This is a genomic window from Chitinophaga sp. CF418, from assembly GCF_900142925.1.
Taxonomy (GTDB): domain Bacteria; phylum Bacteroidota; class Bacteroidia; order Chitinophagales; family Chitinophagaceae; genus Chitinophaga.
On sequence record NZ_FRCN01000021.1, the window covers coordinates 1 to 15,895 of the forward strand.

A 15,895-nucleotide genomic window follows, 5' to 3' on the forward strand; every position below is an offset into this window, starting at 1 on the left:
ATTACTCCTCGTACACAATTGGTAACTTTTACTATTCTTCTCATTCTTAGCCTCTTTTAAAGGTATGGAGTGCTTGATATCTATAATATCATCGCCAACCACAACTTCCTTTACCAGTAGTCTTAGAATCTTCTTTTTCTCCTTTATGTCCAATTGTTTTACATTCAATCCTAACTGACTGGTAAAACTTTCCGCATCCAGCAATTGAAGCCGCTGATCCAATGCCAGTTCATGATTTTTTAGGCTCTCCAGCTCCTTATCTATCGTATTTATCCGCTTTTGTAAATCAGGCATCCTTTTTCGCAGCTGAACAATTGTAATAAGACCTTCCTGGTAGGCATCCAACAACTTATCCATCGACTGCAATAATTTGGTACGCTGCTTCACTATGATTTCCTTTTGTTTTATTACAGGACTCGCTTTTTTGGTCTCCTCTACACGTTTTTCCACTTCTCTTTGGATCAGCTTTGGTTCTTCCAGCAACGCCACTAGTTGTTGCCATACAATATTGTCCAGGTAATCCTGCCTAATTGGTTTGCAATTGCACTTACGCACTCCTTCAAAACGGTAAGCATCTGAACCAAAGCACCGATAATAGTATATCTTCTTTTTTGCTGATGTGGTTGTATGCGTCCTGTATAAAGAATAACCACATTCGCTGCACACCATCATTCCCTGAAGCAATGTTTCCACTTTTGTGTTCCGCTGGGAATGAAGCTTATTATTCTTTAGTCTTTCCTGCGCAATATCAAACGTCTCCTGGCTGATTATCGCAGGGACAGCTATCTCAATCCATTCTTCCCTCGGTTTCTCTCTGTTACAACCACTTTGAGCCACAAAACCTCCTTGGGCCCTCAATGGTTTGGTGATCCGCTGCCGTTCAGCATGTTCTGTTTTACCATAGCATGCCTTTCCACAGTAAGCCGGATTTCGTAACATTGCCCAGATAACGGACCGTTCCCATTTGCCTATATTCTTCCTTGTTGGTATTTTCTCCGAAGTAAATTTTCTTGCAACTGTACCTATACCACAAAAATCTTCTGTATACATCCGAAACATTTCTCTTACAACCGAAGCTTCCTGCTCATTAATTTCATAGTATGCGGATGTATCATCTGTCTTCTTGATATAATTATAGCCATACGGCGCTCCGCACAATACACTCACCACACCCGATTTTGCTTTAAATCGTTTCCCCCTGCGTGATCGCTCTTTAATAATAGCCCGTTCGTATTCGGCTATCATGCCCTGGAATTGCAACAATAAGGCTTCCTCTGGGGTATCTGCTTTCGGTGAGTTGATAAATAATACTTCTGTACCGCATGACGCAAATTCATCCATGAGTACTACCTGGTATGCATAATTACGGCTTAATCTGTCTGGACTGTATATTAATACTGCCTGTATCTGCCCCTCAGCACTTAGATCTCTTACTCTTTCAAGACCGGGGCGAACCAATATGGCTCCGCTGTACCCTTCATCTCTAAATATATATTCCTCTGGTACAAGATAGCCCTGTTCCTGGGCAAAATGCAATAATTCATCCACCTGGCTACCTATCGTCTTTTTATCCTTTTGCTGATCGGACGATACTCTCGTATAAATCGCTGCTGTTTTCATATACTGAAGTTTGTTCAGTTAATTCATCAGGATTTTGTTCACTGAAAACAACCGGCCTACCTGCCGGAACAAGGAGATGATATACCTGTGAGAGCTTTTGCTCCCACAACCGATCATAGTTAAATGATTCCTTAACTTGTCTCTCCTTCTTTGACATGCTCCTTCTTTGCTAAAAATTCTTCCAGCGCAGTATGGACCACTCTGCTGATCGACAAACCTTTGGATTCGGATAGCTTCTTTATTCGTCTGATCAGTGTCGGTGGCAATTTGACCGTAAATACTACGGAACTCTCCGGTATGGCCATCTTCTCGTTGATCTCTCTGGCTAATTGAATATAACGATATGCCTGAATTTGGGACACTCCATATTTCTTCATCAACAGCTCCACTATATGTGGCTGAGGTTTGTTCTTCTGAAGCAAAGAAAATGCCTGGTTGATGCGTTTGACCAACTCGGAATTCTGCGATCTTTCCATTTATCATAAATGTAATACTTTTTATGATATACATAAACTTAAAACTTCCCCCTTTTAATAGGTATTCTCCTTAAAAACTCAATGTTTGTGGGTGTGTACGTGGAGCTAATACTCCTCCTTGAGGAGTACCATTTAATCTTTTACCAACCACCTCATTTCCATCCATAGTGCCAATTTCCAACCATCTTCTGATATAAAGCAGTATCCATTTTTCTCTAGTATAATGTTCCACTGCCTTCATCATTAGATTATGATCGATTGTGTCAAAGAAACTCTTGATGTCAAGATCTAGTACCCAAGGATATGCATTCGAACATCTCTTTTCAACCATATTCAGGGCTTGTTGAGCGTTCTTAGCCGGACGATAACCATAGCTGTCATCATGGAATGTTCCGTCCACCTTAGGTTCCAGATAAGCTTTGACAACCTGTTGGGCAATGCGATCCTCTACAGTAGGAATGCCAAGTATTCTTTTCCCGCCTGAACTCTTGGGTATAGCTACGCGCTTCACCAATGAAGGCTGATAGCTTCCTGATGTCATTCGGTTCCACAACTTGTACAAATTTTGTGGTAGATTCTTCCCATAGTCTTCCAGACTTTGTTCATCAACACCAGCACTTCCCTTATTCGACTTTACTTTCTTGTAAGCGTCCAATACCATTCTCTTCGTTATTGGATGCGCCTTTGTTTCGTAATAATCAATCATCCCTTTTACAGTTGTTGTTATACAAAACTAATCTGGTTCGGCCCTTCGCTCCTTCTTGCTTTCGTAAGAGATCAACACTACTACGGCCGAATCCGTCCCTGCATGAACATCGGTATTAGCCTCACAGGATCACTGCTTGTGCGTTCCCTACTTATATCCACATGCAGGTTCCCTTGTTCCGGTAAAGCGCCTGACTTAGATTCCTGCCGCCTCTGCACCGTCTGTCACTTGACCAACACCAGGTTACTGCCGTCAAGTTTTGTCGGATAGAGCCGCATAGCTCTTCTTTTTGACAGAACCTCGAGCTAACGATACGTTAACGGCGATTCAATTTTGTTCAGCTCTCTAAGCCGTACCTGACGGATTACATTCCGCCTTTTAGCTCTGTCGCTCAGCACCTCACTCTTTCGACATGAAGCACCACAGAGTGGTTTGTAGGATTTGCCTGTCACACCCTACGGTGGGCCTACCACCATCGCCTTAGCAGCATGCTCACTATTTAAAAGAGCTTCAAGGCACACATGCACTTGCCCGTAGGGATACAAAGCCCTTACTAATGACTGTCCGCAGGTGGGTCAACATGCCAGAATGGCAATCCGAGCTGTGAATCCAACACAGCAACCCAAGGTAATGATTCGGTCCTGACCATTCCAGAATTATACTGAAATCTTCAGACTTTTGCAAAAACAGATTTATGCAAAAGACCGTTGTTAGGACCAATGAGCATGCTGCCAGCAAAGCAGACAGAATGAAGGAAATTGTCAGTAACTACCCTGGTTCTGGCAAGACAGTTAAACAGTACTGTGCTGCCAATAAAATCAAAGAGAAAACCTTCTATTATTGGCTTCGCAAGTATCGGGATACAAAAGTTCCGATATTAACCAAACCCAATATTTTACCCGTAAACCTTGATTTGATCAGTGTACCCGGCGATTGTCAGCCGCTATTTGCAGAGTTGCTAGGCATAAAGATTTATCAGCCTGTTGCAGCAGAATATTTACTCGCGCTGATAAATCGTTGATCAATGTTATCACTAGCAGGTTATAATTTTTACTTGTATACGCATAACACTGATATGCGAATGGGCATAAATGGTTTATCCGGAATAGTGCGTAATATAATGGATCAGGATCCATTAAACCGCGGGGTAATTTATCTTTTCTTCAACGGTCGCCGTACCCAGGTCAAGATGCTGGTGTTTGAAGGTGATGGTCATGCCCTTTACCATAAAAGATTGGCTCAGGGCACATTTGGCACGCCGGTGTATGATCAGGCCACTCAATCAGTAACACTGAACAAGAAAGATGTTATGCTGATCCTGGAGGGAGTCGAAATCAGGTACAGGAAAAGATATGAGCGAAAAAGTCAGGCATAATCAAACCATTATAATACCTGCTGCGTTTATATAGCCGTAACCACGACAACAACGCAGTGCGCCCCGAATTACTCACATCCATAACAGACGCTTTACAACAGATCTCCACGCTAACAGTCGCCAATGCGGACCTGTCAGAATCCCTGTCCAGGGAGCGGATTACGTTTGGGAAAATCATCTACGACCTGAATAACCAGCTGGAAGCGAAGACAGAAGAATGTGCCAAATTGAACAGGTATCTGCATCAGGCCCATGAAATTATGCTGGACAGGGAGCAAATGATTAAAGACCTAGAAGAGCGGATTCTGATCCTTGAAAAGGCGAATGCTGAAATGAGAGAGAAGGCTGAATCAGGCTTACGGAAGGAAGTGCAGCTACGGGAATTCTGTGATATGCTGATGGGCAAGAAATCTGAAAAATTTATACCCGGATCAGCACTTGTCGATGTTGCCATTCAGCAAACATTGGGCGCTGAATTTGATACGCGGGAAATCGAAGAGATCATCAGTATAGCAGTTACTTCTGCTGGTTTACAACAGGCAAACCAGGAAATATTAAAAGGCAACCGGAAGAAGAAAAGATACCAGGCACATAAGGGCAGAAGAGTCCAGCCATCATGGCTGGAGGTTCAAACTGAGACTATTGATATCAGTATTGATAAAACAGGTCTCAAACCGATAGGCAAAAAAGTGACAACCTATTATGATTATCAACCCGGCAAGATCATCAAAGTACAGCAGGAGCACCTTCAATATATCAATGAGGAGAAGAAGATCATCTGTGAGCCTGTAAAGCCTCGCATGGTAGAAAAAGGCACTGTAGGAAACAGATTACTTGCCCATCTGCATAGTCGCCGTTTTGGATACGGAGATCCTTATTATCGTCAGCTGAGGTTTATTAAAAACACTACCGGTGTAGACTTTGCAGCATCGACAGTAGATGGGTGGGAAGAAGTCACTTATAGAAAACTTCAACGGTTGTTGCGATGCCTGCGCAAGGTTATCATACGATCAAAATATATCAAGGCGGATGAGACAAAGCTGAAATATCTCAGTGATGTGGGCAAAGGGAAGCCTTCTAACGGCTGGCTTTGGGTGTTCCTCTCGCCAGAGCAGAAGTTGGTCTTGTTTGAATTTAACCCTTCAAGAAGCCAATATATACCGGGCGAAGTATTGAAAGATTTTAAAGGTATACTCCAGACTGACGGTCTTGGGTCATATACTGCTGCCTTTAAGAATAATGATCAGGTTACGATGATGAGTTGCTTGGTACACATCCGTCGTGGGTTCAAGAAAGCAGAAAAGTATGACAGGAAACTTGTAGCAGAGGTGCTGACACTCTTTAATGTTATTTACCGGATAGAAGCCTATGCTGATAAGAATAAATTTACTCCGGATCAACGGTTACAACTTCGTCAGAAATATACTGTTCAGTTCCTGGATAAAATCAAATCATGGTTACTGGACCAGCAAAATCAGGATCACCTGCCAGGCACACCTATCGCCAAAGCCATCAATTATGCACTAGGCCAATGGCCACGCCTAAAAGCATTTACAGAAAACGGATATGTGGACCCTGACAACAACGGCGCTGAGAGGGTAATCCGACCTGTTACTATCTTCCGTAAGAACTCAATGTTCGCAGGCAATGAACATGGAGCCGAGCGGGTAGCTTTGTTTTACTCCCTGATTGAATCCTGCCATCTCAACGAGATCGATCCGTTTACATACCTCTGTGATATCTATGATCGTCTGCATGACTGCCCTGCTAATCAGCTGATCAATTTATTACCTCACAACTGGAAGAAGAAAGGATAACCAATGCAAAGGTAATGCCCCGAGCGATTAGTTTCTCAATGCCGAGGACCGAATCATTACAACCCAAGGTGGGTCAACATCCCAGAATTATTCGACAATTAGCTATTTATTAATAATTATGGGTGGGTCAGCATCCCAGAATGGTGGGTCAACATAAATCGGAACGGTGGGGCAACATGGTCCAGAATCTACATTATAGGATTTGCCTGCCACATTCTACAATGGGCCCACCGCCATTGTTCAGACAGCACGCTCAGTATTTAAAAGAACACAGAACACATATGCACTCCCTCTGAAGAGATACAGTTTATACACTGAACGGATACCTATGACAACAAACAATACCAGATCTATAAAGTTCCCCCTCACACTCCTAAATATTTTATCAGGAAATCAGGCGAAGTTTGAAGCGAGTAAATAATCTAGATCTCATCTCATTGCCTAAAATTCGATAAATACCCAAATGAAAGATAGAATAAAACAACAACACAATATTTCTCAAAGACTTACTTATGGTTATTGTCTACCTCCATCAAGCAAGTTTAACAAGAGTAGGCAGAATAATCATTAATGGTTAGCTTTTCTCCTCAAAAAAGTATTTTTTATGAAAAAGGCCAAAATCATCCTATCTGTTATTACAGTACTCGCAATCGTTGCAGGAGCTTACGCTTTCAAAGCTGCCAGATCACAATTTTTTGGATATAAAACAACAACAGTATATTACATTGGTACTGATTCTTATATAACACTACTTCCGTTTTGTACCTCTACAATCACGCTTCTAACTTTTGGACCATCTGCTACCGTAATTCTGTATACAACAACAACAACAACTGCTACATCGACCCGGCAGGTCCATAATGGAATGACAGCCTTTACTATCACTGTATCAGGTTGTACTAGTAGCTTTTCAACGTCAACTACCAACATAGAAGGGTAAAAGAAAATCACTAAAAGTAAGAAGTAATCTCATTGCTCTACGTACTTATCACGGGGATAGATTTTTCTTTTGGGTCGAGGAACTTATCATCTCTTTTTTTTGCAATTTATGAATACTTTTTATATACAGGTACCTATAAAAATAAATACCAGATCTATAATTTTTTACCTCACACTCCTAAATATTTTATCAAGAAACTAAGCGAAGTTTGAGGAGAGTAAATAATTCAGAATTCATCTTATTCTCTCCAAATTCAACAAATACTCAACTGAAAGATAGAATAAAACAACAATACAATATTTGATCAAATACTTGCTTATGGTTATTGTCTACCTCCATTAAGTAAGTTTAATAAGAGTAGACAGAATAATTATTAATGGTTAGCTTTTCCCCGCAAAAAGCATTTTTTTTATGAAAAAGGCAAAAATTATCCTTTCTGCTATTGCAGTACTCGCAATCGTTGGTGGAGCTTACGCTTTCAAAGCTAGCAGATCACAATTTGTTGGATGGAAAACAACAACAGTATATTACATTGGTACTAATTCTTATGTAACGGCAGTTCCGTTCTGTACCTCAACTGAACCTCTGACAACTGTTGGAGTTGCTAACACAACCCTATATAGCTCAACAACGACGACATCTCCAGCTACCAGAACGGTTGGTAATGGAATAACAACCTTTACTATCGCTGTACCAGGTTGTACTAATAGCTTTACCACAAGAACTACCCTTATAGAAGGATAAAAGAAAATCACCAAAAGTAAGAAGCAACCTTATTGCTCTACTTACTTATCAGGAGGATAGGTTACTCGATCCAATAGAGGCACCTATCCTCCTTTCTTTCACACCCTCCCCCTTTTATCTGGAGGCATCTTTCTTGAATCATAGTCTTTACATTAAGCTATAAAGAGCTACGATTTCTATTAGCAAGATCGCTTACTTTTGTTATTTCATAGCAAAAACATTGTATCTCGTTGTCGCTAATTGTTGAGTACCAATACGACATACCATCACAAAATTAAAACCAACTGTTATAACTTTAACCACTTAGGCATTTCCCCATCTCTTAAATAATAATCAAAAAATTCTCGCGTGCGAACAGTAAAATCAAGGGCTGCTCCAAATTGGTCATTTAGGACATGCTCTTGACCCTCATATTCTAAAAGCCATACCGGTTTTTTCTCTCTTCTCAGGGCCAGATACAACTCAATGGCCTGCTCAAACGGCACCGCCCTATCCATTTTATTATGCATCATTAAAAGAGGAGTAGAGACATTTTTAACACCAAAAATCGGAGAATTATTTATATAAACAAGCGGCCCTTCCCAAGGAGTCGTCCCCAAATTTCCTTGCGCCCTTTCATAAGTGGACATTCTAGCCCCCCCTGAACCATCTAATTGACCAAAACTGCTGATGAGATCCGCACTACCGGCTGCAGTACATGCTGCTGCAAATCGATTCGAATGAGTTACTATATAGTTTGTTTCATAGCCTCCAAAGCTATGCCCTTGAAGTCCTATTTTATTTGGATCAACCCATGGATACCGCCTAGCTAAATAATCGGCCGCTGAAACAACTGTGTTGAGAGCATTGTCACCTATACATCCTACACTCTGTATTATATCCGGCACAAACACTAAGTATCCATTGCTAACATATGATGGGATATCTATATTTCCCCTTGTTAAATCTACGTCCAAAAACTTATTCAATTCATTACTACGATACTCATAGTAGTTAAAAATTACTGGATACTTTTTTTTCGAGTCAAAATTCTCTGGCTTATACAAAAGGCCCATTCTTTTCTGCCCCGGTTTGACATTCCACTTTACAAGCTCAACAGACAGCCAATTATATTCTGCTTGAGGATGAATATCGGATAATTTTAAAAAAGAGCGAAAATCCGATGTAATAACTAGATTTGGAGCTTCAATAGCGCTTTGCCTTTGCAATAAAAAGCGTTTCGCATCAGAAGCCTTTAAAGGTGAGGCCAAATACCCCTTAAAACCTGTAGGTAAATAATATAAACAATTATCCATACTTCTCTTTAACAATACACTTGATCCAATTTTTGTCTCAAAAAAACCATTTCGCTTTGTATCCTCCTCTAAAGCAGCCAATATAATATTATCCCCTAGATGCAGTTGAGTTATCTCTGTTTCATTATATATCAGCCTAAAAATGGTTCTACTTTTACGCCCCTCTAAATTTGTAAGACATATTGGCTCTTGTATGGCTGATGGATCCACTAACCATACATCATACTTATCATAAAGTACTAGTCTTTTGTCTTCTGCTAACCAACCTGCGACCATCAGATGAGAAGCCGCCCCGCCAACAGAACTATCTCGACGTAAGTTAACAATTGGCATTTTGACATTTCTAGTTACACCCGAAGATATGTCATATGAATAAATATCATCATTTTCAAGATCTTGCCAAATAACAAATTTTTCAGCTTTCGAAACTGTTATATACTCAATTTTTTGCGATAAATGAACAATCGGCCGACGGCTCCCATCAATGCATGAAATCAAAAAATAATCTCCTATAGGTTTATTCCAGTAAGCCTCTCTTTCATTATAGATGGGCGCGCCAATTGTAAATGAATTCCCTAATAATCCATGTAAAATAAAATTACTACTATCCAATTGAATTACCTTTCCACTCTTCAGATCTACGTGCGCTGTCAAGCGCTCATTTTTATACAACTCTGGAGTTTTAATTAACACTGATTGCAAAAAAGCATCCTGATAATGCCATAAAGTCACTTTGGGACGCATCTTCTCAGGATTCACATTAAATACGGATTTTTCTTGCAATGTGAACAAAACTCCGCTTCCGTCCTGACTGAAGCGAATATTATCATTGACAATAGTATATCCATTTTGGATTCCAGGAGTCTTATCAGTAACTAAAGTCACGGCTCTGTCGTAACCAGGATTAAAGTAGAAAATACTAAACTTTCCACTCGAATCTCGAGGAGAAGCCAAGAATGCTAGTTGTTCATTCACTGAGGAGAAGTACACATTTTCAACCAACTGCCCAGTTAAAATTGTTTTCTCATGATTTTCAGCCACGTTGACCCAATGCAATGTATCGTTGGTTTGGACCGCCCAAATGGTGCCTTTTTCGTTAGTCCAACAATTTACTGCACCGGGATAAATTTTCATTTTTCCGGTAAAAATGTTTCTTAAATAAATCCAACCACCTAAATTATAACTTATCCATTGGCCATTTTTATCTGAGGCAGCTGTTAGGTTATTAGCCTTAGGAATGCTTTCGATCCTCTTATTCTTCAAGGACATAATTTCCAATCCAATTGAATCGCAGAATATCAAATATTTCCCGCCAAAGACAAATTGAGCATTATAAACATTATGAATTTCCTTCCGCCAGTTTCCGTCAAAAGATACAATAACAACGTTTCGTTTTTCATTTCTTGCACCATATGAATACCAAACATACTTGCCATCAGCAGATATGTCATACCCACCTAAAGTAGTCCAAGATTTATAAGTTTCGTCATTTATCACCCGCTTTTGGGGAAAAAGGATGGAAGTATAAAAAAACGATAATGCAGTAATAAAAATAAATTTCATTATTAAAATCCTTTATTATTAACATCAAACTATTTCTAAAAAGATACGTCCATTACGTGATCCGCCCAAGACGAATTCAAGAATATTCCCTTAAGATCTATGAACTTTCTCTTTGAAAATACATCACATATCAATAAGCTGTACTAAAGTATGTGTCTTTTGTTAAAAGTAAGCGTGGTTGGTGCAGTCAATTTTCAGTTCAACCATCTATAGAGTAGATTTACAAAATCTAAACCTAGAATAGAATTTTTCGATAATTACCGCAATTATTTATGAGCTTGGATATCCTTCATTCTGTACTAAGTTAGGATTATAAAGTAAATCTCTTAATGGAACTGGATACCATTGCATATATAGCTTCCAGGAATTAGGTTTCACTTCAATCATCACTTTATCAAGTTTCCTTAGGCGTTTCAAATCCAACCATCTATGTCCCCATTCGGCGAAAAACTCACTGTTTCTTTCTATGATAATGGCGTTCAAAAGGGATTCCTTTGACAGGCCAGATAATTTATCCAACCCAGCCCTTTGCCTAATAGTGTTTAAATCATCCTCTGCCCCATTCAAATTCCCTAGCTCTGTTCTTGCTTCAGCTCTGATCAAATATTGTTCGGCTAATCTTAACACCATAATATATTCTACCTGAGGAGTATTAGGAAGATAATTTTTATATTTATAAGGGTAATAATATGTAACGCCTGTGGAAGAGTCCACACTCATCCAGTTTAGCTTGCGACGATCTCCACTCTCAAAAGAGGCAACAAATTCACTTCGCAACCATACAGGATTTACAAAAAAGTCGGGAGCCCCATTTGATAATATAAACAGATTTGCATCTAACGTGTTCAAAAATTGACCATCATCAGAAATCGGTTGTATTTGCCAAATTGCTTCTGAACTGTTTTTGAGAAATACACCATCCGTTTCACATAAAGCAAATGTAGCGCCTTGATCAATTACAGAATCAGCCTGTGTCTCTGCAGCTTTCCAGTTATTGGTATAAAGATAGACTCTGGCTAACAAAGCTAAGGCAGCCCACTTGTTTGGCCTAATACGTTCGTCCGAAATAGAAAGAGCGTCATTACCAACAAATTTCGAATTCAGCAATGACTTCGCATTCATTAAATCCGAGATTATTAACTCATAAACTTGTCCAGAATTAGAGGTTGAAACAAGAGAATTCTTTTTATAATCGGTCGTCGTAACAATTGGAATATTTCCATATAAATTCAGCAGATAAAAATAAAAGAACCCTCGCATAAAAAAGGCTTCGCCCAACAACTGTTTTTTTACATCACTTGATATAGTACTGGATGAGCTAAGACCTTCAATTGCTGCGTTAATGCGGTAAATATAATTATAGAACGGTGTCCAATAATCCCAGTGATCATAATTATTATATGCATTTTCATATATGCTTGATGGTACTACATTGAATTCATCAGCCGACAAACCGCAGTAGAACGAGAGTCCACTCCGACCCTGCGCAAATCCACTGTATTCCCTTTGCATATCAAAGTATATACCCGTTAATACTGATGGGGCAGTTGTGTTTTTACTGTATACGAAATCGGCGGCGACTTTATCTAAAGGACTTCCGACATCCACCATCTTCTCACACGAACAAATAAACACTGAAAAAATTACTGACAAAAATAACTTGTATGTTTTTAACACAATCATTTTTATTCCTTTTTTAAATTGACAATTGAATACCCACAGTAGCAACACGGATGGGGGGAATAACACTTATGGACTGCGTTTCCGGATCCCAGCCCCGATAGCCAGTAATAGTAAATAAATTCTGACCATTTAAATATAAGCGACCATTACTAATATGCATTCTCTTACACCATTTTATCGGCAGTTGCCATGAGAAAGCAATATTCTTGCACCTTATAAAAGATGCATCTCCATATGATTTATCGCTTTCCAACCAGCTACTATAGTCCAAGTTAAGCAAACCATTTTGGCTGAATTTTGCAATTTCTGCCACATCACCTTTTGCACGCCACCTCTTCAATACCTCTACAGACTGATTCCTCCTAGTTCCTGGAACCCTCCCGGTTGCGAATAGTCCATTAAATCCATTCTGTTTTGTAAACTGAAAAAAGATGTCCAACTGAAAACCCTTGTAACTAAAGCTATTGTTCATACCACCATATAAAGTCGGTGACGTATTAATTGATGCGCCCCCCAAATACGCTTGCCCGCTGCCGATTGGCTTGCCTTCCTTATCTGCAAAAAAATAACTACCAGTTTCTGGATCTACGGACAATATTTTAAATAAATACTTTTCAGATAAAGGTTTCCCTTCTCTATAAGCGGTTCCCAAGTCGCGTTCATTATAAGAGACAAGCTTATTTTTAGGTAGCGATAGATTAATCGTTGAGCTCCACCTAAAATCACGCATATTTATATTGTTTGAATTAAAACTAAATTCCCATCCCGAATTCTTAATTGAAGCAGGCAGATTTGTCAGAACAGCTAGGCTACCTGTTGTTGACGGTAATGGCGAAAAAAGTAGCTGATTCGTTGAATAAGTACTGTAATAATTGGTTATTAATAAAAATCTGTTCTTTAAAAACCCCATTTCCAGCCCTATCTCAGTTTTCCGTGTTTTCTCCCAGGCATAATAAGGGTTAAATACTCCTTGTCCCCTAACGCCCTTCGCTCCCTGATATGATTGTTCAACAAAGCTGTATTGGTCCAAATATTGATAATCTCCAATTTGATCATTACCGGTTATCCCATAACTGGCACGTATTTTACCAAAACTTAAGAAAGGTACTACATTATGAAGCACCTCTTCTTGTGAAAATATCCAGCCAGTACCGATTGACCAAAAATTTGCAAACTTTTTACTTGGGCCAAATCGACTGCTTCCATCTCTTCTCAAAGAAAAGTTAAATAAGTACTTTTCTTTTATATTATACCCTATCCTTCCAAACACTGCAGCATACTTATATTTAGTACCCTCCCCCAGTGCTGAGTATGTAGTGGCCGCACTTGGAAATTTAATTAATGCATCTTCCAAGATACCCGAAGTAAGGACAAACTGGCCTTCTGTCTTACTCGCAAGGATCGTAGCACCAGCAAGAACGTCTATAGAACTATTTCCAAAAGTATTACTGTAGGTCAGCTGCGGTTCGGTTATCCAAGAGTTTATTTTACTATTCATATAGTATCCACTGGCTGTGGTTGTAGCTATAAAAGCTGGATCCGTTCCCTCAATTGTTGCACCTTTAAAAGTATTATTCCGCAATTCATTATACCCAACATTTACTTTAAATATCGTGTTCTTAAATACTTTATAAGCAACATCTATATTCGTAACAATATTGTTGGTATTGGCCTCAACAACATTCCTAACGAGTGAAGCCAACGGATTAACCCAAGTAGATTTTTCCCAATTAAGATTTCCATCAAGATTATAAAGTTGAGGAGCATCAGGAGGTAACGTTATGTTCGTTGCAAAATCCCCGCCTGGGAAATTAGTTTTACTGATGTTATAACTCCCTGTCAAGCCGATTACAAATTTCTGATTTGACGATGTTCCACCGATACTAAAATGTGCTCCACCTCGTTGACTATTGAATTTTCCCGGAAAAATAGTAGTTTCCTTATGGTAATTACCTCCAATTAAATATTGAATGGATGGGTTTCCCCCAGAAACAGACGCTTGTGCATCCGTATACCTGCCTGTATTCCCTACAAGTGCCTTCTGCCAATCAGTATACCTGGTTGTATCCCACATTAATAAGTCAGGGGCATTTTGAGTTGTAGGTAAGACGTTATCGTTATTAAGTGCCTCTCTTCGCATATTCAAATATTCTTTGGTATCCAATAACTCAACTCTCCGTGCAATTTTTTTCCATCCACTATTTACACTCACACTAATCTTGGAATCTCCAATTTTTCCTTTTTTCGTTGATATTAGAATAACTCCATTGGCTCCTCTTGATCCATAAATAGCTGTGGCATCTGCATCCTTTAATACTTCTATACTTTCAATGTCTGAAGAATTTAAAAAACTCAACGCAGACACCACTGATCCAACTGCTCCATAATCAATACCAACTGAAGTTAGATTCGGCTGATAAGGCACACCATCAACTATAAATAAAGGTTGCGTTCCACTTCGTATACTATTACGCCCTCTGATTTGTACATTTACTTTTCCACCCTCCATTCCAGTAGTTTGAGTAACTATCATGCCAGGCACTCTACCTTGTAACGCTAAAAGTGGGTCTAACACCGGTTGCTTTTCAATATCTCTTCCTTTCACAGAAACTATACTTCCTGTATTAAACCGCTGTGTAGTCGTTCCATATCCTCTTATAATCGTCTCGTCCAAACTTGCGACTACTTCCTTCATCTTTATTATTAAAAACCTATCCTCTACTTTTATCAATTTTGTTTCAAAACCAATTGAGCTAATCAACAGTTCGTCGCCTATTTGAACATCTACCAACGAAAATTTCCCATCTACATCGGTCTTCGTTCCCTTCTTGCTTTTATTTAACAAAATAGTGGCTCCCGGAACTGGATTTCCGTTGGCATCAATTATTCTTCCAGTAAGTGTAAAAGGGCTGATAACATTTGCCTGTACAAAGTGGTCATGCATTATTCTCAACGATATCACCCCATCCCTATACCCCCATTCAATCCCCTTCTTCCCCAACAAACTCCCCAACACCTCATCCAACGCCACCTTCTCAAACACCACAGTCACCTTCTCCTTTACATCCACCGCCTCCACCGAATACATAAACCTCAACCCTGTCTGTTTCTCTATCTGCCTAAACACTGTCTCCAATGTCACATCATTACCAACCACGGTAACCTTCTGTTTTCCTGTCTGATCAGAGGAAGCATACAAAGAATTACAACACAATAAAAACAAGGAAAGAAACCTGACCACCAGGTTGCTTCGAGGCGTAGAGATGTCCATAACAGTTGGATTGATTTTGGTTTTAAAGCATCGCAATAAGCATCGTTGAAACAAAAACAGAAACAGACGTGCACACACAGCCCTCACCACATGACATAGTTAAATGAATAGCGCTAGTCGAAAAAATGAATAATGGTTGGTTTTTAGCTACAAGTTTTCCAATCTCGTTGTAATAGTAATGTCTTGGTTAGTCAATTTGAATGAGTCAGTTCCCAGTCAGTTGGTCGAGCACTAAAACAAAAAGTACTCTAAAATTTAACAAAAACTTAAACCCATTCATGTGGGAAAAATCTTCCGCCATTAACACCGCATTAACTTCTCGCAAATTGAGATTCAGTAGCTTAGCAAGTGTACAAACTACGTTCATTGTTCTACCCCAGATGTCTTTTTATTGTCCCTTGAGGC

General features: G+C 39.5%; 11 protein-coding genes. 5 read left to right on the top strand and 6 right to left on the bottom strand.

Annotation, left to right across the window (positions count from 1 at the left end; genetic code table 11):
• From F3I09_RS32585 to F3I09_RS32595, 3 genes are all read right to left on the bottom strand, one after another.
• Positions 1 to 1,620 (bottom strand): recombinase family protein (locus F3I09_RS32585; RefSeq protein ID WP_149693839.1); only part of this gene is annotated, 1,620 nt, incomplete at its 3' end.
• Positions 1,621 to 1,751: 131 nt separating this feature from the next.
• The gene (locus F3I09_RS34525) at positions 1,752 to 2,096 is read right to left on the bottom strand and encodes a ribbon-helix-helix domain-containing protein (protein ID WP_223233128.1); all 345 of its coding nucleotides are present in this window, start codon (positions 2,094 to 2,096) and stop codon (positions 1,752 to 1,754) included.
• 70 nt (positions 2,097 to 2,166) lie between these two features.
• Entirely contained in the window at positions 2,167 to 2,802 is a 636-nt protein-coding gene (locus F3I09_RS32595; protein ID WP_149699242.1) for a reverse transcriptase domain-containing protein, read from the bottom strand.
• 694 nt (positions 2,803 to 3,496) lie between these two features.
• Between F3I09_RS32595 and F3I09_RS32600 the strand changes: the two genes are divergently transcribed.
• The 5 genes from F3I09_RS32600 to F3I09_RS32620 all read left to right on the top strand — a co-directional run bounded on the left by F3I09_RS32600 (position 3,497) and on the right by F3I09_RS32620 (position 7,678).
• The gene (locus F3I09_RS32600) at positions 3,497 to 3,823 is read left to right on the top strand and encodes a hypothetical protein (RefSeq protein WP_149699243.1); all 327 of its coding nucleotides are present in this window, start codon (positions 3,497 to 3,499) and stop codon (positions 3,821 to 3,823) included.
• A 3-nt stretch (positions 3,824 to 3,826) separates the two neighbouring features.
• A complete protein-coding gene (gene tnpB / locus F3I09_RS32605) occupies positions 3,827 to 4,177 on the top strand; it encodes an IS66 family insertion sequence element accessory protein TnpB (protein ID WP_149699244.1) in 351 nt (116 codons plus the stop codon).
• Between the two features lie 56 nt (positions 4,178 to 4,233).
• Positions 4,234 to 5,994 (top strand): IS66 family transposase, encoded by a 1,761-nt coding sequence (locus tag F3I09_RS32610; RefSeq protein ID WP_149699245.1) that lies wholly within the window; start codon positions 4,234 to 4,236, stop codon positions 5,992 to 5,994.
• Positions 5,995 to 6,598: 604 nt separating this feature from the next.
• Positions 6,599 to 6,934 carry a hypothetical protein gene (locus tag F3I09_RS32615; protein ID WP_149699246.1) on the top strand — a complete coding sequence of 112 codons (336 nt, stop codon included), beginning with the start codon at positions 6,599 to 6,601 and terminating at the stop codon, positions 6,932 to 6,934.
• Positions 6,935 to 7,345: 411 nt separating this feature from the next.
• Positions 7,346 to 7,678, top strand: a complete 333-nt coding sequence (locus F3I09_RS32620; protein WP_149699247.1) for a DUF6520 family protein — start codon at positions 7,346 to 7,348, stop codon at positions 7,676 to 7,678.
• 287 nt (positions 7,679 to 7,965) lie between these two features.
• Here F3I09_RS32620 and F3I09_RS32625 read toward each other — a convergent pair whose 3' ends face one another.
• The 3 genes from F3I09_RS32625 to F3I09_RS32635 form a co-directional block, all read right to left on the bottom strand.
• The gene (locus tag F3I09_RS32625) at positions 7,966 to 10,536 is read right to left on the bottom strand and encodes a S9 family peptidase (RefSeq protein ID WP_149699248.1); all 2,571 of its coding nucleotides are present in this window, start codon (positions 10,534 to 10,536) and stop codon (positions 7,966 to 7,968) included.
• Between the two features lie 270 nt (positions 10,537 to 10,806).
• The gene (locus tag F3I09_RS32630; RefSeq protein ID WP_149699249.1) at positions 10,807 to 12,219 is read right to left on the bottom strand and encodes a RagB/SusD family nutrient uptake outer membrane protein; all 1,413 of its coding nucleotides are present in this window, start codon (positions 12,217 to 12,219) and stop codon (positions 10,807 to 10,809) included.
• Positions 12,220 to 12,232: 13 nt separating this feature from the next.
• Positions 12,233 to 15,490, bottom strand: a complete 3,258-nt coding sequence (locus F3I09_RS32635; RefSeq protein WP_149699250.1) for a SusC/RagA family TonB-linked outer membrane protein — start codon at positions 15,488 to 15,490, stop codon at positions 12,233 to 12,235.
• Positions 15,491 to 15,895: the final 405 nt, after the last annotated feature.

Coding starts and splice junctions, on each gene's coding strand:
- F3I09_RS32600 (WP_149699243.1), top strand. CDS start 3,497: ATGCAAAAGACCGTTGTTAGGACCAATGAGCATGCTGCCAGCAAAGCA.
- F3I09_RS32625 (WP_149699248.1), bottom strand. CDS start 10,536: ATGAAATTTATTTTTATTACTGCATTATCGTTTTTTTATACTTCCATC.
- F3I09_RS32620 (WP_149699247.1), top strand. CDS start 7,346: ATGAAAAAGGCAAAAATTATCCTTTCTGCTATTGCAGTACTCGCAATC.
- F3I09_RS34525 (WP_223233128.1), bottom strand. CDS start 2,096: ATGGAAAGATCGCAGAATTCCGAGTTGGTCAAACGCATCAACCAGGCA.
- F3I09_RS32595 (WP_149699242.1), bottom strand. CDS start 2,802: ATGATTGATTATTACGAAACAAAGGCGCATCCAATAACGAAGAGAATG.
- F3I09_RS32615 (WP_149699246.1), top strand. CDS start 6,599: ATGAAAAAGGCCAAAATCATCCTATCTGTTATTACAGTACTCGCAATC.
- F3I09_RS32635 (WP_149699250.1), bottom strand. CDS start 15,490: ATGGACATCTCTACGCCTCGAAGCAACCTGGTGGTCAGGTTTCTTTCC.
- F3I09_RS32630 (WP_149699249.1), bottom strand. CDS start 12,219: ATGATTGTGTTAAAAACATACAAGTTATTTTTGTCAGTAATTTTTTCA.
- tnpB (WP_149699244.1), top strand. CDS start 3,827: ATGTTATCACTAGCAGGTTATAATTTTTACTTGTATACGCATAACACT.